Source organism: Natrinema salsiterrestre (genome assembly GCF_029502005.1).
Classification (GTDB): Archaea; Halobacteriota; Halobacteria; order Halobacteriales; family Natrialbaceae; genus Natrinema; species Natrinema salsiterrestre.
This window is the reverse complement of the sequence record NZ_JAMQOT010000007.1, coordinates 128,689-153,567: the sequence shown is the minus strand read 5'-3', so window position 1 is coordinate 153,567 and position 24,879 is coordinate 128,689. Positions and strand designations below refer to the sequence as shown.

At 65.6% G+C, this 24,879-nt stretch carries 19 protein-coding genes; 9 read left to right on the top strand and 10 right to left on the bottom strand.

What is annotated here, in order from left to right; all coding sequences use genetic code 11:
* From NDI89_RS18395 to NDI89_RS18365, 7 genes are all read right to left on the bottom strand, one after another.
* On the bottom strand, positions 1-927 hold the full coding sequence (locus NDI89_RS18395; RefSeq protein WP_277523637.1) for a hypothetical protein: 927 nt from the start codon (positions 925-927) through the stop codon (positions 1-3).
* Positions 928-1,028: 101 nt separating this feature from the next.
* A complete protein-coding gene (locus NDI89_RS18390) occupies positions 1,029-1,250 on the bottom strand; it encodes a hypothetical protein (RefSeq protein ID WP_277523636.1) in 222 nt (73 codons plus the stop codon).
* Positions 1,251-1,440: 190 nt separating this feature from the next.
* Positions 1,441-1,800, bottom strand: a complete 360-nt coding sequence (locus NDI89_RS18385) for a hypothetical protein (protein WP_277523635.1) — start codon at positions 1,798-1,800, stop codon at positions 1,441-1,443.
* A gap of 145 nt (positions 1,801-1,945) precedes the next feature.
* A complete protein-coding gene (locus NDI89_RS18380) occupies positions 1,946-2,401 on the bottom strand; it encodes a hypothetical protein (protein WP_277523634.1) in 456 nt (151 codons plus the stop codon).
* A 471-nt stretch (positions 2,402-2,872) separates the two neighbouring features.
* Positions 2,873-3,487 (bottom strand): rod-determining factor RdfA, encoded by a 615-nt coding sequence (gene rdfA, locus NDI89_RS18375; RefSeq protein WP_277523633.1) that lies wholly within the window; start codon positions 3,485-3,487, stop codon positions 2,873-2,875.
* 288 nt (positions 3,488-3,775) lie between these two features.
* Positions 3,776-4,546: an IclR family transcriptional regulator gene (locus NDI89_RS18370; RefSeq protein WP_277523632.1), complete on the bottom strand. Its 771-nt coding sequence runs from the start codon at positions 4,544-4,546 to the stop codon at positions 3,776-3,778.
* A gap of 129 nt (positions 4,547-4,675) precedes the next feature.
* Complete coding sequence (locus NDI89_RS18365; RefSeq protein ID WP_277523631.1) at positions 4,676-5,839, bottom strand: acyl-CoA dehydrogenase family protein; 1,164 nt, start codon at positions 5,837-5,839, stop codon at positions 4,676-4,678.
* 388 nt (positions 5,840-6,227) lie between these two features.
* Between NDI89_RS18365 and NDI89_RS18360 the strand changes: the two genes are divergently transcribed.
* The 4 genes from NDI89_RS18360 (at position 6,228) to NDI89_RS18345 (ending at position 12,730) form a co-directional block, all read left to right on the top strand.
* Positions 6,228-7,286, top strand: coding sequence for a substrate-binding domain-containing protein (locus NDI89_RS18360; RefSeq protein ID WP_277523630.1), 1,059 nt, complete (start codon positions 6,228-6,230; stop codon positions 7,284-7,286).
* A gap of 61 nt (positions 7,287-7,347) precedes the next feature.
* Positions 7,348-9,711 (top strand): TRAP transporter permease, encoded by a 2,364-nt coding sequence (locus tag NDI89_RS18355; protein ID WP_277523629.1) that lies wholly within the window; start codon positions 7,348-7,350, stop codon positions 9,709-9,711.
* Positions 9,712-9,840: 129 nt separating this feature from the next.
* Positions 9,841-11,457: a long-chain-fatty-acid--CoA ligase gene (locus NDI89_RS18350; RefSeq protein ID WP_277523628.1), complete on the top strand. Its 1,617-nt coding sequence runs from the start codon at positions 9,841-9,843 to the stop codon at positions 11,455-11,457.
* Positions 11,458-11,590: 133 nt separating this feature from the next.
* Positions 11,591-12,730, top strand: a complete 1,140-nt coding sequence (locus tag NDI89_RS18345; protein ID WP_277523627.1) for an acyl-CoA dehydrogenase family protein — start codon at positions 11,591-11,593, stop codon at positions 12,728-12,730.
* Positions 12,731-12,973: 243 nt separating this feature from the next.
* Here the strand turns inward: NDI89_RS18345 and NDI89_RS18340 are convergent, their stop codons facing one another.
* Positions 12,974-14,116, bottom strand: coding sequence for a thiolase family protein (locus tag NDI89_RS18340; RefSeq protein ID WP_277523626.1), 1,143 nt, complete (start codon positions 14,114-14,116; stop codon positions 12,974-12,976).
* 725 nt (positions 14,117-14,841) lie between these two features.
* Here NDI89_RS18340 and NDI89_RS18335 point away from each other — a divergent pair.
* Together NDI89_RS18335 and NDI89_RS18330 are read left to right on the top strand one after the other, a co-directional pair.
* Entirely contained in the window at positions 14,842-15,729 is an 888-nt protein-coding gene (locus tag NDI89_RS18335) for a 3-hydroxyacyl-CoA dehydrogenase family protein (protein ID WP_277523625.1), read from the top strand.
* A gap of 330 nt (positions 15,730-16,059) precedes the next feature.
* On the top strand, positions 16,060-19,143 hold the full coding sequence (locus NDI89_RS18330) for an FAD-binding and (Fe-S)-binding domain-containing protein (protein ID WP_277523624.1): 3,084 nt from the start codon (positions 16,060-16,062) through the stop codon (positions 19,141-19,143).
* Positions 19,144-19,223: 80 nt separating this feature from the next.
* On the opposite strand, the gene ahbB is transcribed toward NDI89_RS18330, so the two are convergent.
* A complete protein-coding gene (gene ahbB, locus NDI89_RS18325) occupies positions 19,224-20,264 on the bottom strand; it encodes a siroheme decarboxylase subunit beta (protein WP_277523623.1) in 1,041 nt (346 codons plus the stop codon).
* A gap of 205 nt (positions 20,265-20,469) precedes the next feature.
* Here ahbB and NDI89_RS18320 point away from each other — a divergent pair, with 205 nt between their 5' ends.
* The 3 genes from NDI89_RS18320 (at position 20,470) to NDI89_RS18310 (ending at position 23,636) form a co-directional block, all read left to right on the top strand.
* Complete coding sequence (locus NDI89_RS18320; protein WP_277523622.1) at positions 20,470-21,231, top strand: GNAT family N-acetyltransferase; 762 nt, start codon at positions 20,470-20,472, stop codon at positions 21,229-21,231.
* An 85-nt stretch (positions 21,232-21,316) separates the two neighbouring features.
* A complete protein-coding gene (locus NDI89_RS18315) occupies positions 21,317-22,399 on the top strand; it encodes an anthranilate phosphoribosyltransferase (RefSeq protein ID WP_277523620.1) in 1,083 nt (360 codons plus the stop codon).
* Between the two features lie 439 nt (positions 22,400-22,838).
* A complete protein-coding gene (locus tag NDI89_RS18310) occupies positions 22,839-23,636 on the top strand; it encodes an enoyl-CoA hydratase/isomerase family protein (protein ID WP_277523619.1) in 798 nt (265 codons plus the stop codon).
* 434 nt (positions 23,637-24,070) lie between these two features.
* Here NDI89_RS18310 and NDI89_RS18305 read toward each other — a convergent pair whose 3' ends face one another.
* Positions 24,071-24,808: a 3-hydroxyacyl-CoA dehydrogenase family protein gene (locus NDI89_RS18305; RefSeq protein ID WP_277523617.1), complete on the bottom strand. Its 738-nt coding sequence runs from the start codon at positions 24,806-24,808 to the stop codon at positions 24,071-24,073.
* Positions 24,809-24,879 lie beyond the last annotated feature (71 nt).

The following is a 24,879-nucleotide window of genomic DNA, read 5'->3' as shown; positions in this document are numbered from 1 at the left end:
TCACGACGCCTCGTCCAACCAATCGGCGGTATCCGCCGCCAACTCCCGCAGCTCACCGTCGGCGTCCTCGGCCAGGGCTCGAAGCGGGTCGACGGCGTCCGTCGCCTCGGCAAAGCCCAGCGCGCGAACCGCGTGCGTGCGGACGACGTCCACGTCGTCCTCAAGCCGGTCGATCACCGCATCCGTGGTGGGGGCCGCAGCCGCCGGCTCCGCCCTGGCCACGGTCGCGATGACGTCGACGGTCGCTGCTCGGGCGAGCGGTGGCTCACGCGCGAGAACGGGTGGCAGTTCCTCGAGCCGGTCCGCGATCGCGTCGGGGTCCAGTGCGGTCACCTCGACGAGCGCGTGGGCGGCGAATTCCCGAATCGCCCTGGCACGCGCCTCGTCCGTCGCGATCTCGTCCCGCCGGGAGGCCAGCAGGTTCGTGATCGACTCTCGCTTTTTCCGGGGCAGGTCCTGCAGCTCTCCGGACTCCGGTGCCCACACCTCGGGCGGATCGACTAGCACGTCGAAGAGCGCGTCGGCTTCCGGCACGAATGCGGCCGGGTCGTCCTCGAGCAGCGGCGACAGTGCGCGCGCCGCTCGGTAGCCGGTCTGTGGCGGGTGCTCATCGAGCTTTCCGACGAGCGCGGGAACGGCCGGACGGACCGCGTCGGGGTGATCGGGAGCGATGCGCGCGAGGACGGCGGCGGCGGTGCTCCCCGCGACGGCGAACTCGTCGTCCAGGCGCTCGACGACGTGCTCGCTGATCGCCGCGACGCGACCGGGATCGTCGATCGCGACGAAGCGCACGCACCGCAACGCGACGTTGCGAACCTGTCCCTGCTCGGCGTCGAACAGCGCGACGATCGTCTCGAGGTCGACCGCCCCGGGATCGGTCCGTGCGGTCTCGAGGATGGCCTCGTCCTCCGGAACTCCTGTGGACATGGCTACCATCGTTTAACCACAGGTAAAAGAATCCACCGATAATAGAAGTTAACTCAATATAGATTTATTGTAATAGATCGGGCGAACGGCTGGCACAGCCGTTACAGTCGCTTGCACTGCCAGAGGACGAGGGCGAGTCCGAGGCCGGTAACCCCGAGGATAGCGAAGACGACCGTCGAGACGACGAACGCTCCCGTCGACTGGTTTCCGAGTACCATCGCCGCCAGGTTCAGGACGCCCATCACGGTGACGGCGACGAGCATGAAATAAAACGACGAGGCGCGAGCACACACGACGTCCCAGAACTCGTCTCGCGTACTCATCCCGATCCCTCCAGCGTCCGAACGATTGCTCCCTGCACGAGCGACCCTGCTCACCGGACGCTATTAAAACATCACCTCGTCGATGAGTTCCAGCCGACGGCGTCTCGATCGCGACTGACGCACGCCTCGAGGTTCACGCGCCTCGATCCCGTCGGTCGACCGCTTCGCGGCCCGAACCGGACCGCCTCGGTCACGGGACGATCGGGGCCAGCAACGGCTCGCGCGACACGAGGAGGACGACGTTGTTGCTCGCGAAGAGGGCGTACATGAGGACCGCTCCCGTCACGAAGCCGACGTCGAACGGCCGCGAGAGGAGGGAGCCGATCCCCACGACGAACCCGGCGTAGATGAGGGCGGCGAGGACGACGCCGACCATTCCGAAGACATCGTGCAGGAAGACCGTCACGGGATTCAGCTCGGACGCGTACGGGACGGTAAAGAACAGGATCGTCGCGACGAGGTCGACGAACCAGACGCCGAAAAACGCGGCACGAAGGCTCGTGGTCCCGGGCCGCTCTAGCTCGATCCCTGCGGAGTCCGTTTCCATCATCGTGTATAGACCGACGCGTCTACGAGCATTACGCGTTGTACTTGCTGATTCCTGCTCCGTCACGAGTTGACAACCACCGATAGTGCCGGGGAACCACCGGGTCTGAGCGGCCCGGGGAGACGGACGACGGAGCGCGGCGTCCGTCTCAGTCGTCGGACGGGAGCGGCTCGAAACCGGGATCGGGACAGCCGTTCGGTTTCGACGGAACCCGCCGGTACGCGTGTAACTCGCCGTCCGTCGCGGCGGTCAACAGGATGTCGTCCGGTTCGATATCGTCGAATCGATCGACCGGTAACACGAGTTGGTCGACGACCTCCTCCCCGTCCTCGAGCAGGAGAACGACGTGTTCCCCGTCGACGATTCGGTCGACGACGCCGACGTACAGATCGGAGCCCTCGAGTAGGTCACCGATCTCGACATCGACCGGGGACGAACCGGGAGCGGCCGACGGCGTGCTCTCCGGCTCAGGTGCGCGATCGGGTCGATTCGGTGGATCCCCGGTACTCGCACCGGCGGTCGTCACCGCGGCGACCGCCCCCGCACCGAGGGCACCGACCGTTCGAAGCACTGTTCGTCGCTGTCGTCGGGATCGTTCCGACATACCCCCCTTGGCCGCGGCTTCCGGTATAAACCCTCGGCGGATACCACGACCCGTACCCGCCCGATCGACCGATCAAATCCGTCGACGGTACACCCGTTCGTAGAACCATAGCTACATTGATCGTTCTATGAAATGCTATAATATTTGTTGAGACTGTTACGTCGAACGGTCACAGCGTGCGTCTGAATGGAGAGAGGCTCAGCCGGCCGGCTTCGGGAGACGAACCCGTCGTTAAACGGCGTAATAGGCGATTCGGTACCGATCGAACCGTTGCTGCGTCGCGGCGCGGTGTTTCCGACGACTGCTGCCGAGTAATCGCATCGGTACCGCATATATGAAAATTCGAGCGTCATTACTATCACATAACATGTTTCCCGAACAGTACCGAGTCGGCGGAGAAAATCCGGGATCGGCGATACCCGTAACAGCCGTACGATTGTTATGGGTTCGTCCGGTCCGATTCGAGTGTCCTCAGGAATCCCCGCAGTCACACGCGCCAGTCTCGAGCAGTCTGGCGACGTCGTACTGTCGACCGCACTCCTCGCAGAGGACCTGGACGTCGGCGAGGACCCGGTGGGAACCGAGTCGCAGGTGCCCGCCGTCCCGCAGTCGAGCGAGTTTGCTCTCGGTGACCGCGATCGTCCGCTGGCGGAGTCCCTCGATCGTTCGGGACTCCGTCTCCCGGACGTCCGCCTCCGATTCCGGGAGCGACGCGTCCCGGTAGCCGGTGAGGTACGACCGGATCGCCCCGTAGGAGACGAACTCGTCTCGCAGCGTCTCGACGTCGACCTCCGCTCGCTCGAGCCGCCGTCTGGCCGCGGTTCGTTCGCCGCGACTTCCCTCGTCGCCGTCGAGAAGGGCGTAGAGCCGACTGACGTCGTCGGTAATCGTGTCGACACCGGCGTCGGCGAGCGCGGCTCGGAGGAGCCGTTGGTTGAACGATTCGGCGAGTCCTCGGAGACTCGTTCGGTCGTCTGAACGGGTCCACTGAGCCTCGAGCTCGTCGCCGAGGCCCTCGAGTTCGTATTTTCGGATGAGACGCAGGACTTTGGGATCCGGTCCCGGCGCTGCGAGGTGGTCAGTCATCGGATCGGATATTCCGGGAAATCGACAAAACCGTTTCGGTAGCGGGCACGACTCGTTTCATCATACGGAAGGCAGGACCCGGTTTTCGAACGGATAGGACTGAATGACGGGACGAGTTACGTGCGATGGCGGTGACCCGCTCGGAAGGACCGACCGATCCGGCCGCCGTTTCGACGAGTGAAACGCCGACCGCTGAGATCCGGCCCCGATCGCCGGGCGAGCCCTCGTGATCAGTTCCGAGGTCTCGGACCCCGGACCGGCAGTCTCGGTTCGTCGACGTCGACGTCGTTAGCCGTACGCGAGCGTGACCCTGATTTCGCCCGCCTTGTCCCGCAGTCGGGTCGGGAGCTCGTCGTGAACGTAGTCGTCGGTGAATCGGCTGGTCGGCCCGAAGACGCTCAGCGACCCGAGGAAGTCCTCGTCGGGCGTATAGACGGGCACGGAGACGCCGCGAAGTCCTTCCATGTGCTCCTGGTTGTTCACCGCGTATCCCCGGTCGCGGACCCGCTCGAGTTCCGCGAACAGCGCGTCGGGATCGGTGATCGTGTTCGGCGTGATCGCCTCGAGCCCCACCTCCTCGATATAGCGGGAGACGCCGTCGTCGTCCCGCTCCGCGAGAACGACCTTGCCCGCCGCCATCGAGTGGAGGGGCCGCCGGTGACCGATCATCGTGTTCGTGAGGCTCCCGTAGCGGTGGACGTAGACGGCCTCGTCGTCCTCTTCGACGATGAACACCGCGCGTTCGTCGGTCTCCTGGCCGAGTTCGAACACCGCGCGCTTGGCCGCCGTGTATCCCACTCTCCGGGACCGGGCCTGCTCCCCGAGTTCGACGAACCGAAACCCGACGTAGTAGTTCCCGTCGCGTTCGATCACGTACCCGAGATCGGTGAGCGTCTGCAGGTGCCGATAGACGGTGCTCTTCGGGAGGTCCGTCCGCTCGGTGAGGTCCGCTATCGTGACGCCCTCCTCGTCTTTGAGCGCCTCGAGGAGTGCGAATGTCTTTCGCGTCGTCGAGACGCCGACTTCGTCGGTTGCGGTCTCGTCTCGATCCGTATCCATATCCGATGCTATTCGCACGGCGCAATCAATGTTCCGGATACTGAAACGGACGGCTTGTCGGACGGGACGGTCGTCCCCGTATTCGAACGCGGATCGAAGCGAGAGAAAACGGAACCGCCGGCTCCGTCGCTACTGGTAGGCCTGGATGCCGGTGAACTCCTCGCCGAGGACGAGCGTGTGGATGTCGTGTGTCCCCTCGTACGTGTAGACCGTCTCGAGGTTGGCCATGTGGCGCATCGGCGAGTAGTCGGTGGTGATGCCGTTCCCGCCGAGCATTTCGCGGGCGATGCGGGACTGGTTGCGAGCCATGCGGACGTTGTTCCGCTTCGACATCGAGACGTGCTGCGGTCGCATGTCGCCGCGCTCCTTGAGTTCGGCGAGCCGGTAGGCGAGCAGCTGGGCCAGCGTGATCTGGGTCCCCATCTCCGCGAGCTTGCGCTGTTGGAGCTGGAACCGACCGATCGGGCCGCCGAACTGGTCGCGATCTTTCGCGTACTGGCGCGCCTCCTCGAAGCAGTCTCGAGCGGCACCGACCGCACCCCAGGCGATGCCGTAGCGGGCCTGCGTGAGACAGGACAGCGGCCCTTTCATCCCCTCGACGCCGGGGAGCACGTTCTCCTCGGGGACGTGGACGTTATTCAGGCCGATCTCGCCCGTGATCGAGGCGCGCAGGGAGAGCTTGTCGTCGATCTTGTTGGTCGTGATGCCGTCGCGGTCGGTCTCGACGAGGAACCCGCGAACCGGGTCGTCCTCGGACGATTTGTCTCGCGCCCAGACGATCGCGACGTCCGCGATCGGCGAGTTCGTGATCCACGTCTTCGAGCCGTTCAGGACGTAGCCGTCGCCGTCCGCCTCGGCCCGGGTCTCCATCGCAGACGGGTTCGAGCCGTGTTCGGGTTCCGTCAGCCCGAAGCAGCCGATCGCCTCGCCCTCGCCCATCGCCGGCAGCCACTCCTCTTTCTGCGCCTCGCTCCCGTACGCGTGTATGGGGTACATAACGAGGGCCCCCTGAACCGACGCCATCGAGCGCAGCCCCGAGTCGCCGGCCTCGAGTTCCTGCATCAGGAGTCCGTAGGCCGTCTCCGACACGTTGGGCGATCCGTACCCCTCGAGGTTCGGCGCGTAAAAGCCCATTTCTCCCATCTTCGGGATGAGCTCCTTCGGGAAGGTCCCCGCCTCGAAGTGGTCACCGATGTCGGGTTTGACGTGCTCTTCGACGAACTCCCGGGCCGTGTCCCGGATCATCCGCTCTTCTTGGTCGAGGTCCTCCTCGAGCTGAACGAAATCCAGCATACCTGATCCTAGGGAAAAGGCACAATAGGTATTGCGGTACGGAGTATCACGTGACAGTCTGCAGATCGTATCGGGTTTTCCGTCTGGAGCGCGCTCGAAACCCGATCGGACCTCCCGGTTGCAGTGCTGACGAACGTGGCGGTAGCAAAGATCGACGGACACGTGCGGATAGCCACTGGTCGTCGGGAAATTTCCGAGTCCCAGCAGAACGAATCACGAAACGATCCGACACCGCAGTCGAAAGCGCTCGTCGACATGAACGCGAAAGAATTCACTAGAGAACGTGCCCTCGTATTTCCCCTCCACTCCTCGGTGAAATTTAAAACTCGTTTCTAAGAGCGAAGCGTTTATTACCCGGAAAGATAGTGAAGTTCCCGTGTCTGGAAATATGAGCGACGACGGAAGTCGCCGGCGGACGTTCCTGAAGGGAACTGCCGGCGCAATTGGTCTCACAGCACTGGCCGGCTGTTTCGAAAACTCCGGAACGTCCGGCAACGGCAACGGAAACGGGAACGGCGGTTCGGTCCCCGGGGAAGACGGCGAGATGATCATGACCACGTCGACGGAAACGACCGCGGCGTACTCCATGAGTCAGGTCATCGCCAACGCGGTCACGCAGAACTCCGATCTCGACGTGCAGGCCCGTCCGAGCGAGGGCACCAACGCCAACATCGGCCGTCTCGGAAGCGACGACGCCGACATTTCCTACATTCAGAACTGGACGGCGAGCAAGATCGCGAACGAGGAAGATCCCTTCAGCGACCTGAGCTACCAGCCCCAGCAGGCCTTCCACCTGTACGACCTCGCGTGGTTCCTCTGTAGCGCAAACGACGGCTGGACGAACGTCTCCGACATCGGATCGGGCGACAGCATCTCGCCGACGCCGAGCGGGTCCGGGACCGCGGAGATGCTCGAGTACGCGCTGAGCTTCGTCACGGAGGACTACGACCGGATCAGTATCGACTACGGCGAGCAGGGCAGTGCGATGAGCGAGGGTCGCCTCGACGCCGGGGCCGGCACGTTCATCAACGGCAGCGTCGAGCCCGGATGGCTCCAGCAGATGAAGGGAACGGTCGACCTGCGGCTGCTTCAGTGGTCCGACGACGTCGTCTCGGATCTCGAGGACGACCCTGCCGTCATCATGAACTCGGTCGACACGACCGGGATGGAGAACTACGGCTACGCGCCTGATACGCTGAATACGCCGGGGCTGTCGTACAACTTCGTCGTCCGCGACGACTTCAGCGACGAGACCCTCACGGCGTTCCTGGAGACGCTCTGGGAGCAACGCGAGGGACTGGGCGACTCGAACGCCCTGCTCGGCCCGATGGCCGAGGGCGAACACTGGACGACGAACGGCTACACGACCATCCCGTTCCACCCCGCCGCCGCGGAGTTCTACCAGGACAAGGGCGTCTGGAACGACGACTACGAAATCGGAGAGTAACGTCCCCCAATCGATTCCGTTCGACGGTATCACTGAACACTCCTAACCGCGATACACAACCATGAGCGAAACTGCAACTGACACGGAGGTACCACGCCCTCGAGAGGCCCTCGACGACTTTCTTCGCCGCCCAGCCGTCGAGCAGGTGCTGGTCGTTCTCATCACCGGGATGGCCATCGGATTGACCCTCGGAACGATCTTTTACGCGTACGCCCGGCCGATCGTCCGAACGAGATTCGCAGTCGCCTTCTTCGGCGTCGGCATCGGCCTCTACTACCTCACACAGGCACTGACACTGATCGAGAACCCCACCGACGAGAGCGCGAGATCGGCCTTCACGCGTCAGTTGGGCACCCGGCAGTACGCGATCGTCAGACGGGTCGACTCCCTCGTCTGTCTGCTCGCCGCCGTCGCGGGGGTGGCCACCGGATACTACGTGTATACGGCGTACTTTCGGCTGTCCCGCGAGGCCATCGTGTTCGGGTTCACCAACACGGACCTCTACGTCGGCCTCGTCGTCATCGGGTTGACCATCGACGCGACGCGTCGCGCGTACGGGTGGTCGATCTCGCTCGTCGCACTCGCGTCGGTGCTGTACGCGCTGTTCGGGGAGTCGCTGCCCGGCTTCCTCTCTCACCCAGGGTTCACGCTGACGGACGTGGTGACCTTCGGTGCGGTCCGCATCTCCGGCGTGTTCAGCTTCATCATGGAAGTCGGTGCCACCTGGGTCGCCATCTTCATCATGTTCGCGGGGCTGGCCCGGGCCTACGGTGCGCTGGACGTCATCCTCGGTGCCGGCCAGAAGATCGGGAACAACCTGCGGAGCGGCGTCGTCCACGTCGCCGTCATTTCGAGCATGGCGATGGGGTCGATCACCGGCAGCGCCGCGGCCAACACCGCGACGACCGGATCGTTCACCATCCCGATGATGAAGCGTCAGGGCGTCCGCTCCGACTACGCGGCCGCGATCGAGAGCGTCGCCTCCTCCGGCGGACAGATCATGCCCCCGGTCATGGGCGTGGCCGCCTTCCTGATGGCGGACATCATCGGCGTCTCCTACGTCGAGATCATCCGCGCAGCGCTCATTCCGGCCCTGCTGTTCTACTTCAGCGCCGGCATCGCCGTCCAGTTCGCCGTGTTGCGCTTCGGCTGGGTCACCGAGGACGTCAACGAGGGCGGGATCCTCGGCTCGCTGTTCAGCGCGAGCACGTTGCTCACGGGACTGTACGTCGCCGTCCTGTGCGGAACCTTCTACGCGGGACAGTCGATCCTCTCGCTCGGGCTGCTCCCCTCGGCCGCCGTCGCCGCCGCGGTCCTCGTCGTCGCCCGCCTGCTACAGGCGGTCGCGGTCACCGACGACCTGAAGGCGGCCTCGAGGGAGTTCGTCGGCGCGCTGGTGCGGTTTTTCGACGGCGGCCACTTCGGAATCCCGATGGCGGTCCTGTTGTACACGCTCGTCGTCATGGAACTCTCGCCGATGGCTGCGGGGCTCTACACCGTGATCACCATCATCGCGACGATGTTCGTCCGCGATCAGTTGCTGCTCGTCGGGCGGCGACTGTTCCCCGACCAGTTCGGTCGGACCGCCGACGAGACCGGCGATGAGACGCCGAGTTTCGCTACGGCGAGCGCCGCGGCGCTGCTCCGGACGGGCTACACGACGTTCAAGGGGTTCAAGCGGGGCGCGCTGGACATGGCACCCCTCGTGGGCGTCCTGGCCGCGATGGGACTCATCATCTCCATGCTCACCCAGACCGGGCTCACCTCCGTCATCAGCGTCCGGATGGTGGCGCTGGGCGGCGGCGTCCTCCTGGTCGTGCTCCTGCTGGCGATGATCACGAGCATTCTGTTCGGGCTGGGGATGCCGACCCCGGCGGCCTACATTCTGGTCGCGACGCTCCTGACCGCGCCGCTGCAGGACCTCGGCGTCAGCGAAATCACGGCCCACCTGTTCGTGTTCTACTTCGCGATGTTGTCGGCTATCACGCCGCCCGTCGCGGTGGCCGTGGCCGTCGGCTCGCGAATCGCCGACAGCGGGTTCATGACGTCCGCCAAACAGGCGCTCCGTATCGGTGCGGCCGGATTCCTCATCCCGTTCGCGCTGGTCGCGAACGACAGTCTCGTGAACTGGTCGCTGACCGCCACGCCGGTCGCCACGTTCGCCGTGTTCGTCGGCGTCGTTGCACTGACGGCCGTCACGATCGGCTACGACGGCCGGAACGTGCTCAGTCTCCCCCAGCGGTTCGTCTACCTCGTGCTGTCGTTCACCGCGATGTACGCCCCGGCGACGAGTTACGCCGTCGGTGACAGCACGGCAGTGATGGTGCAGGTCGCCGCGGCAGTCCTCGCCCTCACCGGTCTCGGGCTCGCCCACCTCGAGCGGTTGCCGACCGCGTTCGCGGCCTCCGCCGGAGACGGGGACTAACGACCGCACAACCCGGCCACTGGCCGGTCAGACGGCGGTTCTACTCGCGAGCTCTCACGGCCGATCCGAATACGCGGGATCGACGAGTAACAATCCTTTTGTGGCCCTCAACCGACGCCTACACAACGTATGACAAACCTCGTGACAGACGTCGCCGAGACGGTGGACGCGAACCCGGACTCGGCCGCGATCGCGTACGACGGAACCGAACTGACCTACGACGAATTCTGGGAGCAGGCGGGCCAGTTCGCCCGAGCCCTCGAGGACCGCGGCATCGGCGAGGGCGACCGCGTCGGGATCTACCTCCCGAACCTCCCCCAGTTCGTCGTCGCCTTCTACGGCACCCTGCGCGCCGGCGGGATCATCGTCCCGATGAACCCCCAGTACAAGGCCCGCGAGATCGAACACATGCTGGGCGACAGCGGAGCGAAAGCGGTCGTCGCGCTGGCCGACCTCGTGCCGAACGTCCTCGAGGTACAGGACGACACGGACGTCGAACAGGTCGTCAGCGTCGGCGCCGACGTCGACGGCGCGACCGATTTCGACGGTTTCCTCGCCGACGACACCAAGGACGTCGTGGACCGCGCGGACGACGACATCGCGGTCCAGCCCTACACGTCCGGGACGACCGGCACGCCGAAGGGCGTCCTGTTGACTCACCACAACCTCGCCTTTACCACGCGGGCCAACGCCGACGTCCCGCCGGGCGGGTTTCAGGCCTCCGATCGGCTCATCGGCACTCTCCCGCTGTTTCACATCTACGGCATGTCCGTCGTGATGAACGGCGCGATGTACAGCGGCGGCACCTACTACCCCGTCCCCGAGTGGGACGCGCCGACCGTGATGAACCAGCTCGAGGACGACGAGATCACGATCATGTTCGGCGTCCCCGCGATGTTCAACGACATGATCAACCAGCCCGACGCCGAGAGCTACGAGTTCGAGGCGCTTCGCTTCGCCAACTCCGGCGGCTCGAGTCTCCCGATCGAGGTCCTCGAGCGGTTCGAGGAGCTCTGGGGCGTCCAGCTCAACGAGGGCTACGGCCTCACCGAGACGAGCCCGGTCACGCACGCGAACACGGACGACGCGCGCCGGAAGGGGAGCATCGGCCAGCCCCTCGAGGGCGTCGAGGCGAAGATCGTCGATAGCGCGGAACGAAGTTCCGCTGACCGTTCGGGCGGTGACGAGCCGCCCGAAGACGAGGACTTCGACGAGGTTCCCCGAGTCGAAGAGGGCCCGATCGACGAGGACGAAGCGGATCTCCACGAGATCACGGGCGAGCTCGTCATCCACGGGCCGAACGTGATGAAGGAGTACTACGGCCTGCCCGAGGCCAACGAGGAGGCCTTCACCGAGGAAGACGGTAAGCGCTGGTTCCACACCGGCGACATCGGCTACTGGGACGAGGACGACTTCTACTACGTCGTCGACCGCGAGAAGCACATGATCGTCACCGGGGGGTACAACGTCTATCCGCGGGAAGTCGAAGAGCTCCTCTTCGAGCACGACGACATCGCCGACGCCGCCGTCGTCGGCGTGCCCGACGACCGCCGCGGCGAGACGGTCAAGGCCTTCGTCGTCCCCACCCCCGACGCCGAGGCGACGCCGGACGATATCAAACAGTACTGCCTCGAGAACCTCGCGGAGTACAAACACCCGCGGGAAGTCGAGTTCGTGCAGGAGCTCCCCCGGACGACGACCGGGAAGGTCCAGAAGTTCGAGCTCCGGGACGAGGGCGACGACTGATCGCGGTCGCCCGCTGATCGGGCGCCGCCCGAACCCCGTTTCCACTTCCGAGATTCGGGCCGCGATGCATTAACAAAAACAGATTTCGAGCATATCCGAAGCTACTTTGTAAGACGACTCCTAGCAAACAATCATGGCATTCCAGTTATCAGCCGAGCACGAGGCGATCCGTGACGCCGTCCGCGAATTCGGCGAAAACGAGATGGTGCCGGTCGCCGAGGAGCACGACCGGGAGCACAAGTATCCCGAGAATCTCCGCGAGAAGGCCGCCGAGTACGATTTCGTCGCGCCCAACATCCCGGTCGAGTACGACGGCGCCGGGATGGACAAGATCTCCTCGACGATCGTCACCGAGGAACTCTGGCGCGCCGACCCCGGAATCGGCTCCGCCGTCGGCTCCGCCGGCTTCGGCTCGGACATGATCATCGAGTTCGGCGACGAGTGGATGAAAGAGGAGTGGCTGCCGAAGATCGCTAACGGCGAGACGGCCTCCTGTTCCATGATCTCCGAGCCGGCCCACGGCTCGAACGTCGCCGGCATCGAGACGGTCGCCGAGAAGGACGGCGACGAGTACGTCCTCAACGGCAACAAGATGTGGATCACCAACGGAACCGTGGCCGACGTCGGCGTCCTGATGGCCAAGACCAGCCCCGACGAGGGTCACCGCGGGATCACCGCGTTCCTCGTCGAGATGGACCGCGACGGCGTCTCGACGGACAAGATCACCAACAAGCTGGGCATCCGCGCCTCCGACCTCGCCGAGGTCGTCATCGACGACGTCCGCGTTCCCGAGGAGAACGTCATCGGCGAAGTCGACAAGGGCTTCTACCAGCTGATGGAGTTCTTCGCCTCCGGCCGCACCAGCGTCGCCGCGCAGGCCGTCGGTGCCGCCCAGGGCGCGCTCGACGCCGCCATCGAGTACGCCAACCAGCGCGAGCAGTTCGACCAGAAGATCTCGGAGTTCCAGGCCATCCAGCACAAGATCGCCGAGATGGCAACCAAGGTCGAGGCCGCCCGCTCGCTGACGTATCGTGCGGCGACCCAGGTCGAGCAGAACAACCAGGACGTCGCCGCGCAGTACTCGAGCATGGCGAAGTACTTCGCCAGCGAGATCTCGGTCGAAGTCGCCGACGAGGGCATTCAGGTCCACGGCGGCTCGGGCTACGTCACGGACTACCCCGCCGAGCGCTACTACCGCGACGCCCGCATCACGAAGATCTACGAGGGCACCAGCGAGATCCAGAAGAACATCATCGCCGACCAGATCCTGTAGACGGGTTCCGTCAAATCGCGGTAACGCCGCGAAACTTCTCGGTATTTTTGCAGGATGTGGGCGAAAAGTAATTCTCCCTGAGATCGACCGATGAAGCCTCTCTCAGGAGTATTGTACTTACTCGAGTCCGGATTTGACTTTCCGAAGACAGTCATAGAAACGGCGACACCTCCCTCGAGTTCGTCCCCGTTCAAACTCGAGGTCGACGCGAACCGCGGGTCGCTCGAGAGGTGTGGTTCGTCCCTACTGTTCGGGCACCTGGAACTCGACGGCAGCACCCTGCCCGTAGCCGACGCACATCGTCGAGAGGCCGAGGCCGCCGCCCCGGCGCTGCAGTTCGTGGATCAGGGTGACCGGGAGGCGAGCGCCCGACGCGCCCAGCGGGTGGCCGATGGCGATCGCGCCGCCGTTGACGTTGAACCGGTCGTCGTCGAACCCGAGTTCGTCCCGACAGTAGATCGTCTGGCTGGCGAAGGCCTCGTTGAGTTCCACCAGATCGTAGTCGTCGGCGTCGCGGCCGTTTCGTTCCCAGATACCGCGGACTGCGGGCACGGGTCCGATGCCCATTACCGTGGGATCGACGCCCGCGACGTTGTGGTCCTCGATCGCGGCCATGACCTCGAGCCCCTCTTGCTCGGCGAACTCCCTGCTCGTGATCAGGACGCCGGCAGCGCCGTCGGAGACCTGCGAGGCGTTGGCGGCGGTGACGGTACCGTCCTCCCGGAAGGCGGGCGGCAAGCCGGCGATCTTCTCTTTCGTGGTGCCGGGACGGAGCCCCTCGTCCTCCTCGACGAGAGTCTCGTCTGTCTCGATAGGGACGATCTCGTCATCGAACTTGCCCGCCTCGGTTGCCTCGCAGGCCCGCTGCTGACTGCGAGCGCCGTACTCGTCCTGTTCGTCCCTGCCGATGTCGTACTCTCGAGCGACCTTCTCGGCGGTCTGGCCCATCGCGAGTCCGGCCGCGTCGTACTGATCGGCGATCCCCGCGTAGGAACCGATCCCCTTCCGGCGCTCGTTGCGGGACATGTTCTCGACGCCGCCGGCGACGATGACATCGCGCTGGCCCGCCCGGATGGCGTCGCTCGCGCTCATGATCGCCTCCGCCGAGGACGCACAGAGCCGGTCGATGGTCGTCCCGGGCACTCCCTCGCCGAGATCCGACAGGAGAGCGATGACCCGCGCGATGTTGTTGCTCTGCTCGTTGACCTGCTTGGCACAACCCCATCGAATGTCGTCGACGTCCTCGCCCGAGAGGCCCGTGCGCTCGAGCATCGCGTCGACGAGCGGGACCGACAGCTCCTCGCTACCGGTCTCGGCGTAGACGCCGCCGTGTTTTCCCTGCGGAGTCCGGACTGCTTGTACGATAACTGGCTGGCGATCGGTCATTGGTACTGCGTGGCTCGCGCTCCGGAAGTAAAGTAGCACCGTTCTTTATCACGGAACTGTGGGTAGCGGGTCGGGATACGGTGGGTGGCGCGCGCTGGACCGCGGCGAACAACACGTGAGCCGCGGTCTGCTGCCGTGCGAGGTCTTCGTGAGCGTAGCGAACCAAGGCTCGGGAGACACGAAGTGTCTTCCGGTGGATGAGGACCACAGCGACCGACGGGAGCGAGGACCGCAATCGGTTGGGGAGGGCGTGGCAATTCCGTGTTGCCAGCGCTAGCAAACGTCTGCTGAGCGGTGGACCGCGAGCGTCCTGCCCATCGTGGCGGTACGGAGTCACCACACCCTCCCCGACCGATTTCGTCTCACGGGTGCAGGGCACCCGTTCGACTGTTCGCGGAACCTGCGGTTCCGCGCTACCGCTCACTCACTTCGCTCACGGTGGTTCGAGACGCCGTAGGCGTTTCGTCATCACGAGCGGCGCAAAGCGCCTCTCGAACGACTTCGCCGTTCGCTTTTCGAGGCGCGAACATAGTGAGCGCCTCGCACTGCTCGTTCGCTCATCCCTCGCACAGGTCATCGATCCGTCCTCGCATCACTCGGACGGATCGACAGCGCGCGCCACGTGGACTCGTTCGACTCGGCCGTCGCGGATTACGGCCGATATCGCACTGTCGCAGTTCGTTCGAAAGGGAACCCTTTTGCCCGTTTCCGCAGAGGGTTCGTACATGCAAATCGCAGTTCTCGGAGCCGGGAGTATGGGTCACGGAATCGCACAGGTTTCCGCGATGGCGGGCCACGACGTCGTCCTGCGGGACATCGAGGCGGAGTTCGTCGAGGACGGCCTCGAGGGGATCCGCGAGAATCTCCAGGGCGGCGTCGACCGGGACAAGCTCAGCGAGGACGAGATGGAAGCGGCCCTCGAGCGCATCGAGGGGACGACGGACCTCGCGGAAGCGGTCGACGACGCCGACCTCGTCGTCGAGGCGGTGCCCGAGGACATGGACCTCAAACAGGAAGTGTTCGCGGAAATCGAGGACGCGGCGAGCGAGGACACGGTCATCGCGTCGAACACCTCCTCGCTGTCGGTGACCGAGATGGCGAGCGCTCTGGAGCACCCCGAGCGGGCCGTGGGCCTCCACTTCTTCAACCCGCCCCACATCATGGACCTCGTCGAGATCGTCATCGCCGAGCAGACCGACGAGCGCACGGAGGCGTTCGCGGTCGACTACGTCCGAGGCCTCGAGAAGGAGGACGTCGTCGTCCGGGACACCGCCGGCTTCGCCACGTCGCGGCTCGGCCTCGCGCTGGGACTCGAGGCGATCCGGATGGTCGAGCAGGGCGTCGCCAGCCCGGCCGACATCGACGAGGGGATGGAGATCGGCTACGGGCATCCGATGGGGCCGCTCGAGCTGACCGATCACGTCGGGCTGGACGTGCGCCTGCACATCGCCGAGCACCTCCGCGAGGAACTCGGCGAGCGGTTCAAGCCGCCCCAATCCCTGCGCCGGAAGGTGCGGGCCGGCAACCTCGGCAAGAAGACCGGCGAGGGCTACTACGTCTGGGAGGACGGCGAGCGCGTCGGCATGAGCGGCGAGTGGGGAGGGGAAGAGTAAGCTCCCGGACGAGCGCCGCTCATCACAACCCCTACTAGTTAGGCACATCGCTTGTTTCGGTTCCCCCGTTAGTGACTGATACCGCCCGGCACTACGGGCGGCGGCCCCGGGGGCGCACGTGGGAAAACGACGGGGCCATCTTTCCACTCGATCACCATTCCCGCGTGCAGGCCGGACGGAATGAGATCCCCCGTTCGGCCATTTTCACGACGCGAGCCGGTAGTGACGAGCGTGGCCGAGGCGCGTTCCCGTCGTCGCTCGCGGATCGAGGTGCCGGTCGAATCGTCGCTAATGCAGGCACTTTTAGCCGCGCCTGAGCAAGGGAGACGTATGTCTCTGGAGCCGAGCGCTGATCCGGCGGCCGATCGGCGGGCGAACTACGACTACCGGAGCGACGACGTCGATCGGCCGGCGCTGGTCGCGGACCTCGAGGCCCTCCTCGACTGCGAGGTCCGCGCCGACTCCTACTCCCGCGAACTGTACGCGACGGACGCGAGCGCCTACGAGATGACGCCGATCGCCGTCGCCTTCCCCGAGTCGACGGCCGACGTGGCGGGGCTCCTCGAGTACTGCGCCGAGCGAGAGATCCCGGTCCTCCCCCGCGGCGGCGGAACGAGCCTCGCCGGGCAGACCGTCAACCGGGCCGTCGTGCTGGATTTCACCCGCCACATGAACGGGATCCGCGAAATCGACCTCGACGGCCGCGCCGCGACGGTCCAGCCCGGGACGATCCTCGGGACGCTGAACGAGGCCCTCGCGCCTCACGATCTCAAGTTCGCCCCCGACCCCGCGTGGGGCGACAAGAGCGCCATCGGCGGCGCGATCGGCAACAACTCGACCGGCGCGCACTCGCTGAAATACGGCAAGACAGACGCCTACATCGAGGAGTGCGAGGCCGTCCTCGCCGACGGCACCGTCACCCGCTTCGGCGAGGTCACGCTCGAGGAAATCGGCGAGCGAGCCGATCCCGACGGCGACCTCGAAGCCCGGATCTACGCCGAGGTCGAGCGCATCCTCGAGGAGGACGCGGACCGAATCGAGGGAACGTATCCCGATCTCAAACGTAACGTCTCGGGCTACAACCTCGACCGGCTCGTCGCGGAGGCCCGGGGCGAGGAGCTACCGGGCGGCGAGGAGACCGGCGAGGCAGGAACCCTCAACCTCGCACGCCTGCTGGCCGGCAGCGAGGGGACGCTCGCGATCGTCACCGAGGCCACCGTCTCGCTCGAGCCGGTCCCCGAGACGAAGGCGGTTTCCCTGCTGTGCTATCCCGACCTTCACGAGGCGATGCGGGACGTCGAGCCGATCCTCGCACACGACCCCGCGGCGGTCGAGGTGCTGGACGACGTGCTGATCGACCTCGCGCGCGACACGGCGGAGTTCGGGCCGGTCACCGAGATGCTCCCCGAGGGGACCAACGCCGTCCTGCTCGTGGAGTTCTACGCTGAGGACGCCGCCCACGGGAGAGAACAGATCGCCGGACTGCTGGCCGACCGCGCGCCGTCGGCGACGCCCGCGGGGGAGCCGGCCGACGACGCCCCGACGAGCGACGCCGAGGCCCTCGCGATCGAGGCGCTCGAGGCCTACGACGACGCCGATCGCGCCGAGCTGTGGAAACTCCGCAAGTCCGGCCTGCCGATCCTGCTCTCGCGGACGACCGACGAAAAACACATCTCCTTCATCGAGGACACCGCGATCCCGCCGGCGCGGCTCCCCGAGTTCGTCGAGGGGTTCGAGGAGATACTCGAGGAACACGGCACCTACGCCAGTTTCTACGCCCACGCCGGTCCCGGCGTGCTCCACGTCCGGCCGCTCGTGAACACGAAGACGGAGGTGGGCCTCGAGCAACTCCACGGCATCGCGGACGACGTGACCGACCTCGTCGTCGACCTCGGCGGCTCCGTCTCGGGCGAGCACGGCGACGGCCGCGCGCGCACCCAGTGGAACCGGAAACTGTACGGCGAGGAACTCTGGGAGACGTTCCAGGACCTCAAAACGGCGTTCGATCCCGACTGGATCCTGAACCCGGGGCAGGTGGTCTTCCGCGACGAGAACCCGACGGATCTGCGGGAAAACCTGCGGTTCGACCCCGACTACGAGTTCGAGACGGGGTTCGAGCCCGCCCTCGAGTGGGACAACGACAACGGCATGCAGGGCATGGTCGAGCTCTGCCACGGCTGTGGCGGCTGTCGGGGCGAGCAGGAGACGACGGGCGGCGTGATGTGTCCGACCTACCGCGCGAGCCGCGAGGAGATCACGGCGACCCGCGGCCGGGCGAACGCGCTCCGGCAGGCCATGAGCGGCGACCTGGATCCGGACGAGGCGTTCACCGACGAGTTCGTCGAGGAGGTGATAGACCTCTGTATCGGCTGCAAGGGCTGTGCCATCGACTGTCCCAGCGAGGTCGACATGGCGAAGCTCAAGGCCGAAGTCACCCACGAGTACCACCAGCGCAACGGCGCGAGTCTGCGGGATCGGCTCTTCGCCAACGTCGCCACGCTCTCGAAGTGGGGCAGTCAGTTCGCGCCGCTGTCCAACGCCCTGCCGAAACTGCCGGGGGCGCGCAAGGCGCTCGAGGTGACGCTCGGCATCGATACCGACCGGCCGCTGCCGACCTTTCACGCGAACACGTTCCGGGACTGGTTCCGGGAGCGAGGCGGCGCGAGGGTCAGCGAGGCCGACGCTACTCGTAAGGCCGTCCTCTACCCAGATACCTACACGAACTACAGCCACCCCGAAGCCGGGAAGGCGGCCGTTCGAGTGCTCGAGGCCGCCGGCGTCCACGTCGCCGTCCCCGGCGATCTCGGCGACACGGGTCGGCCGGCGTTCTCGAAGGGCTTCCTCGACAAAGCGAGGGACGCCGCCCGCGAGAACGTGAACGCGCTCGCCCCGCGGGTCGCGGACGGCTGGGACGTCGTCGTGATCGAACCGTCCGACGCGGTCATGTTCCAGCGCGACTACCTCGATCTGCTCTCCGCCGAGCCCGCCGAGGGGCTCGCGAACGCGACTTACGGCGTCTGCGAGTACATCGACACCTTCCGGCTGGACGAGGCGATCGCGTTCGACGAGCGCGCGGCGACGCAGGATCTCGTTTATCACGGCCACTGTCACCAGAAATCGGTCGCGAAGGACCACCACGCGGTCGGCGTCCTCCGGCGAGCCGGCTACGCCGTCGACCCGCTCGACTCCGGGTGCTGTGGCATGGCCGGCAGTTTCGGCTACGAGTCCGAACACGCCTCGATGAGCGACGCCATCGCCTCGATCCTGTTCGAACAGGTCGACGAGAGCGACGGCGAGCGCGTCGTCGCTCCCGGTGCCTCCTGTCGGACGCAACTCGAGAACGGACCCGGCGCGCCCGAGGAGCCGCCCACGCCGATCGAGGTCGTGGCCGAGGCGCTCGATGACCGCCGATAGTCCCGACTCGCGAGAGGGGCCGATCGACCGGGGTTTACCGCTCGCGTGCCCGAAATATCTCGACGCCCGGTGGGAGCGGGTTAGACGCCGACCAGATCGTCGTAGCGAGCGCCCGTCTGCTTCAGCGTCTCGGTCGAGTAGAGCCGCTCGTGATCGACCGGGAGGTAGTCCGCGGCGAGTTCGTCGATCTTCTCGTCGACGGCTTCGGGATCGCGGCCGTGAATCATCGTGAACAGGTTGTACGGCCACTCCCGATCGGGACGGCGCGGGCGGTGATAACAGAGCGTCACGTAGGGCAGGCCGCCCGCGCGCTCACCCAGCACGTCGAGCTCGTCGTCCGGCACGTCCCAGACGACCATACAGTTGGCGTCGAACCCGGTCACGACGTGGTTGATCACGCAGCCGATGCGCTTGATACAGCCGTCGTCCCGCAATCGCTCGAGCGCCGCGAGCACGTCCTCGACCGCGTAACCCACGTTCGCGGCGATGTCTCGATAGGGCGTCGCCGACAGCGGGAACCCGTCCTGGATCTCGAGGAGGAGTTCCGCCTCGAGCGGCGACAGGTCCCCTGCGGCCTCCTCGCTGATCCGCGTCGCGGAGGAGTCGGTTCGATTCGCGAGCGACTCCCGGGCGAAGCGATCGCCGTTGACGACGGGGAACTCGAGGTCGATGTAGTAGTCGGTCAGCATCGGCAGGTCGAGCACCGGACAGCCGGTCCGGGACTCGATGTCGGCGAGGATCTCGTCGCGGGCGTCCCGCGAGCCGGCGGTGACGACGAACCACATGTTCCACTCGTGGTCGCGGGCGTAGTTGTGGTTGACCTGCCGGTAGTCGTTGATCACCGCCGCGACCTCGTCGAAGCGGTCCGCCGGGGCCTGGACGGCAGCGAGCGTCGACGAGCCGATCACGGGCGGGTTGAGGACGGCGCCGAACCGGCGGACGATTCCCGCGTCTCGCAGGGCCCGGACGCGATCGATCGCCGCCGATTCGTCGATCCCGAGGTCGGCTCCGACGGTGCGAAACGGGCGCTCTTCGATCGGGACGCCGCTCTGATAGCCGTCGATCAGCGCCGCGTCCGCGTCGTCGATGGCCTCGCGCCAGTTCCCCGACAGGGTACTCATTGGTCGTTCTAGGGAGAAGGGGACCGTATCGTTTTCGGGTCTTCCCGCTCGCTCGCGAATCGCGACCGACGGGGGAAGGTCCCCGCCGTGACAGCGTACCGGGTGACACCGTCGGACGCTCCGTTCAGCGTTCTGACGAGACGACAGCGGGTCATCGAGCACCGGACTGTAACGATTATTAGTGTGCGCATCGTTACCATAAAACATGACACTGACCGAACCGATCCGGATCGAAGGCGACGATCGAGGGCGGATCTACGAGTACGTCGAGACCCACGGCGCAGTCGATCGGAACCGAGCGCGAGAAGCGCTGTTTCCGGCCGATCCACCGGGGAGCGCACAGCACGCGAGAGCGTTCCGGCACAACGTCGCGCTCCTGAAACGGGACGGCTATCTCGAGGAGGACGACGACGGCACGCTCCGCATCGCCATCGATATCGAGGAGACGGGCGAGGAGTTCACGATCGAAGACGTGGACGTCACGATCAGAGCGGCGAGACAGGAGGACCTCTCGGGCATCGTCGGTGCGATGCGACAGGTCGTCGAGGAGATGACTTACATCGAGGCCGAGAGCGTCGCGGACGAACTCGACCACGAGAACGTCCTACTTCGCCACAACGAGTTCGAGTCCCGGCTGTTCTTCGTCGCGACGGTCGACGGCGACGTCGTCGGCTGGGCCCACCTGCACCTCCCGAACCTCGAGAAACTCGGCCACACCGCGGAGCTCACCGTCGGCGTTCTCGAGGAGTACCGCGGGATGGGGATCGGGAACCAGCTGCTCGACCGGGCGCTCGAGTGGGCTCGAGCGAACGATCTCGAGAAAGTGTACCAGAGCGTTCCGTCGACCAACGAGGACGCGATCGAGTTCTTCGAGGATCGCGACTGGAAGATCGAGGCCGTCCGCGACGACCACTACAAACTCGACGACGAGTACATCGACGAGGTGATGATGGCGATCGACCTGTGACGCGGCGGGGCTACCCCGCCACATATCGGCGCTGGAAGACGCCGGAAACGCGGGGTTTTTGCGCCGTCCGTCCGAACGCCTGCACATGGCGCAGGCATCCCAGGAGTTCGGTGAGTGGCCGTTGAAACGCCTGATGACGGAGGTCGTCGGCTCGGGTCCCAAATCGGCCGACGACATGAGCCGCGAGCAGGCTCGCGAGGCGTTCCAGCGGATTCTCGCCGGCGAGCCCGACGAAACCACGCTCGGCGCGTTCTGGCTGGCGAACCGCTGGAAGCGCAACAACCCCGAGGAGCTGGCGGCCTACACCGACGTCATGCGCGAGGAGTCGGTCGTCACCGCCGAACCGGACTGCGACCCGGTCGACTGCGGCGCGAACTACGACGGGAAGGACACGTCCGCGATCCTCGGCGTCGGTGCCGGCGTCGTCGCCGCCGCCGCGGGCACGCCGGTCGTCGTCCACTCCGGCGGCCGCGTCCCCTCCCAGAACGCGACCGCGTACAAACACGTCCTCGAGGAACTCGGGGTTCGGACCGAACTCGAGGCGACCGAAAGCGCCGACATGGTCGACGAGACCGGCTTCGGCTTCTACTACCAGCCGTCGTTCAATCCCGGCGTCCACGACCTCCTCGAGCGACGCGACCGGATGGGCGTGCGGACGTTCGTCAACACGATCGAGACGGTCGGGAACCCGGCGAACGCCGACGTCCACCTGGGCTCGTTCTACCACCTCGCGTTCGCGAAGAAGCTGACCGACCTGATCAAGGAGAGCGACCGCCTCGACTACACGCGAGCCATCTTCTTCCAGGGGATGGAGGGCTACGACGACATCCGGCCGGGTTACACGAAGGTCGCGGAGTGGGATCAGGTCGGCGACGACGGCGACGAGTCCTTCGAGGACTACGAGATCGAGACCGCCGAGTACGGCATGGACATGGAGCGAGACGACCTCGCAGTCGACGACGTGGCGACCGACTCCGCGTCGATCACCCAGGCGGTTCTCGCCGGCGAGCGCGAAGACCACTTCGCCGACGCGATCGCCCTCAACGGCGCGTTCCGGATGTACGCCCGGCAGGACGTCGGGAGTCTGGCGGAGGGGCTCGAGCAGGCCCGCGACGTCATCGCCGACGGCAGCGCGCGGGCGGTGCTCGAGGAACTGCAGGCGTTCTGAGGGACCACCGACTCCAGACTCGGCTGTATATTGACCGTTACATTTCGAATGACATATATAATCGAGTTCGGATCGTGAAGCGACGGTCCCGATGACACCGCCTGAATCGCCGTTTTCGGATCAACTACCGATACCGAGTCGACGGTTAATTAGGCCAGACACGGGAATTCACGCCAGTCTCGAGGAAATAGATTCTCGTCTCCGACGGTCACGAGTACCACTCGGTCGAACAGCGGAGCCACACCGAATCATAATATCAGATGTTAGAACGCTGTTCGATCAGATAAGCCTCCGAACATATCTATAGCGTTCCCTCTCGACCACGCACAGGGACTATAAATCGTCCCCGAACTGCAACATCGGTTCCGGAACCCCGAGGGGGCCGCGAGCCGGGTGCCGAACAATACACCTTTTTGATTGGTGCTCGTACCCACTGCGCATGGACGAATCACTGGAGACTGTCCTGGTTGAGTTCGACGACGACCGCGGCGTGGGCACGCTCACGATGAATCGGCCGGACGCGCTGAACGCGCTGAACGGCCAGCTCAGAGACGACATCGTCGCGGGGCTCGAGGCCCTCGAGGAAGAAACCGAGGACCGCGAGGGCGTCGCGCTGCGAGCGGTGGTCCTCGAGGGGGCCGGCGAGAAGGCCTTCTGTGCGGGGGCGGACATCGGCGGCTTCTCCGACGAGTCGGCCGGCGACTCCTCGGCGCGCTCGCACTACGACGTCATCCGGAACTTCCCGGCTCCCGTGATCGCGAAGATCGACGGCTACTGCCTGGGCGGCGGGCTCGAGACCGCGCTGGCCTGTGACTTCCGGCTGGCCAGCGAGGGCTCCACGTTCGGCTTCCCCGAAGTGAACCTCGGCATCCTCCCCGGTGCGGGCGGGGTCCAGTACGTCAGCAAGCTGGCCGGCCCCGCGGTCGCGAAGGAACTGGCGATGACCGGCGAGCACATTTCGGCGGAGCGGGCGGGCGAAGAAGGCATCGTCAATCACGTCTACGCCGACGACGAGTTCGATGACGAGGTCGACGCGTTCGTCACCGACCTCGCCGGGCAGGCCCCGCTGGCGATTCAGGCGATCAAGAAATCCGCGGATATGGCGGTTCACTCCGGGCTCGAGGAGGGGCTGGCCTACGACCGCACGCTCTTCGAGGGGCTCCTCCAGACCGAGGATCACGCGGAGGGCGCGGCGGCGTTCGCCGAGGACCGCGAGCCCGAGTTCGAAGGCAAGTAACGGCGGAGGGCGAACGAACGGCGTCTTGCTCCGGACCGGTTTCTTACCCTGCGGTGGCGCGCGCTGTGTCGCGGTGAATGACGAATGAACCGCGACACAACCTTGCGCGAGGGATGAGCGAGTGTAACGAGCGAATCGGCTGGGGAGGGTGTGGTGACTCCCTGCAGCCACGATAGCAGCGCACTCTATTTCGGTGGAAGAGAGTCAGTGAACGGTCGTCAGAACCGACAGACGAGTTCGTCCTGCTATCGTGGCAACGAGGGATTCCACGTCTTCCCCAGCCGATTCGCTCACGAAGTTCGCGAAGACCTCGCACAACATCGTCGGCTGCCTTCGCGAGCGCTCAGCCAGCCGACAGCGCGCGCCACCGCATCCGGTTGTGCAGTCCAGACCGAACAGAAAGGCAGCAGCGACTCGAGACGCGGATCGAGCCGTCAGTCCCACTCCTCGCCGATGCCCCGCAGCGAGAACGGCCCGACGGGGAGGTTGTACCCCTCCTCGAGCGCTTTGTCGACCTGCTCCTCGGTCGCGATGCCTTCGTCGACGATCTTCTGGGCCTCCTCTCGCATCGCCGCGTGACAGCGGTTGGCGAGGAAGCCGTAGGAACCGGGATCGTCGTCGATGGTGACGCTGGTCTTCCCGAGTTCGTCGACGAGCTCCTCGGCGCGTTCGACGACGGCCTCGTCGGTCTGGGGGGCCTGGACGATTTCGACCATCGACATGACCGGCACCGGGTTGAAGAAGTGCGTGACCGCGACGCGAGAGGGGTCGGAGACGCCGTTCGCGATCGACGTCACCGAAAAGCCGCTCGTGTTCGAGTACAGCGGCTGGTCGTCGGTCACCTCGTCCAGATCGCGGAAGACCTGCCCCTTGATCGCGAGGTCCTCGGTGACCGCCTCGATGACGAAGTCCGTGCCGTTCGTCGCCTCGTCGAGGTCGGTCGTGAACGACAACCGCTCGAGGACCGCGTCCTTCTCGTTCTCGGAGAGATAGCCGCCCTCGACGGCGTCCTCGAGCCCGTAGTTGCCCGAGACGACCCGTTCGCGGGCCTCCTCGGCCAGTTCCTCGTTAATCTCGCGGACGGCCACCTCGTAGCCGTTCCGCGCGAGTACCTGTGCGATACCGGCGCCCATGATGCCGCCACCGACGACGGCGGCGCTCTGTTGTGCCATGGCAGCATCCTTCACGGGTACTGACTTAGTTCTTATCAACACGCGTGGAGACGCCGATCCGCGGCCGCTCT

Coding starts and splice junctions, on each gene's coding strand:
- NDI89_RS18395 (WP_277523637.1), bottom strand. CDS start 927: ATGTCCACAGGAGTTCCGGAGGACGAGGCCATCCTCGAGACCGCACGG.
- NDI89_RS18390 (WP_277523636.1), bottom strand. CDS start 1,250: ATGAGTACGCGAGACGAGTTCTGGGACGTCGTGTGTGCTCGCGCCTCG.
- NDI89_RS18385 (WP_277523635.1), bottom strand. CDS start 1,800: ATGATGGAAACGGACTCCGCAGGGATCGAGCTAGAGCGGCCCGGGACC.
- NDI89_RS18380 (WP_277523634.1), bottom strand. CDS start 2,401: ATGTCGGAACGATCCCGACGACAGCGACGAACAGTGCTTCGAACGGTC.
- rdfA (WP_277523633.1), bottom strand. CDS start 3,487: ATGACTGACCACCTCGCAGCGCCGGGACCGGATCCCAAAGTCCTGCGT.
- NDI89_RS18370 (WP_277523632.1), bottom strand. CDS start 4,546: ATGGATACGGATCGAGACGAGACCGCAACCGACGAAGTCGGCGTCTCG.
- NDI89_RS18365 (WP_277523631.1), bottom strand. CDS start 5,839: ATGCTGGATTTCGTTCAGCTCGAGGAGGACCTCGACCAAGAAGAGCGG.
- NDI89_RS18360 (WP_277523630.1), top strand. CDS start 6,228: ATGAGCGACGACGGAAGTCGCCGGCGGACGTTCCTGAAGGGAACTGCC.
- NDI89_RS18355 (WP_277523629.1), top strand. CDS start 7,348: ATGAGCGAAACTGCAACTGACACGGAGGTACCACGCCCTCGAGAGGCC.
- NDI89_RS18350 (WP_277523628.1), top strand. CDS start 9,841: ATGACAAACCTCGTGACAGACGTCGCCGAGACGGTGGACGCGAACCCG.
- NDI89_RS18345 (WP_277523627.1), top strand. CDS start 11,591: ATGGCATTCCAGTTATCAGCCGAGCACGAGGCGATCCGTGACGCCGTC.
- NDI89_RS18340 (WP_277523626.1), bottom strand. CDS start 14,116: ATGACCGATCGCCAGCCAGTTATCGTACAAGCAGTCCGGACTCCGCAG.
- NDI89_RS18335 (WP_277523625.1), top strand. CDS start 14,842: ATGCAAATCGCAGTTCTCGGAGCCGGGAGTATGGGTCACGGAATCGCA.
- NDI89_RS18330 (WP_277523624.1), top strand. CDS start 16,060: ATGTCTCTGGAGCCGAGCGCTGATCCGGCGGCCGATCGGCGGGCGAAC.
- ahbB (WP_277523623.1), bottom strand. CDS start 20,264: ATGAGTACCCTGTCGGGGAACTGGCGCGAGGCCATCGACGACGCGGAC.
- NDI89_RS18320 (WP_277523622.1), top strand. CDS start 20,470: ATGACACTGACCGAACCGATCCGGATCGAAGGCGACGATCGAGGGCGG.
- NDI89_RS18315 (WP_277523620.1), top strand. CDS start 21,317: ATGGCGCAGGCATCCCAGGAGTTCGGTGAGTGGCCGTTGAAACGCCTG.
- NDI89_RS18310 (WP_277523619.1), top strand. CDS start 22,839: ATGGACGAATCACTGGAGACTGTCCTGGTTGAGTTCGACGACGACCGC.
- NDI89_RS18305 (WP_277523617.1), bottom strand. CDS start 24,808: ATGGCACAACAGAGCGCCGCCGTCGTCGGTGGCGGCATCATGGGCGCC.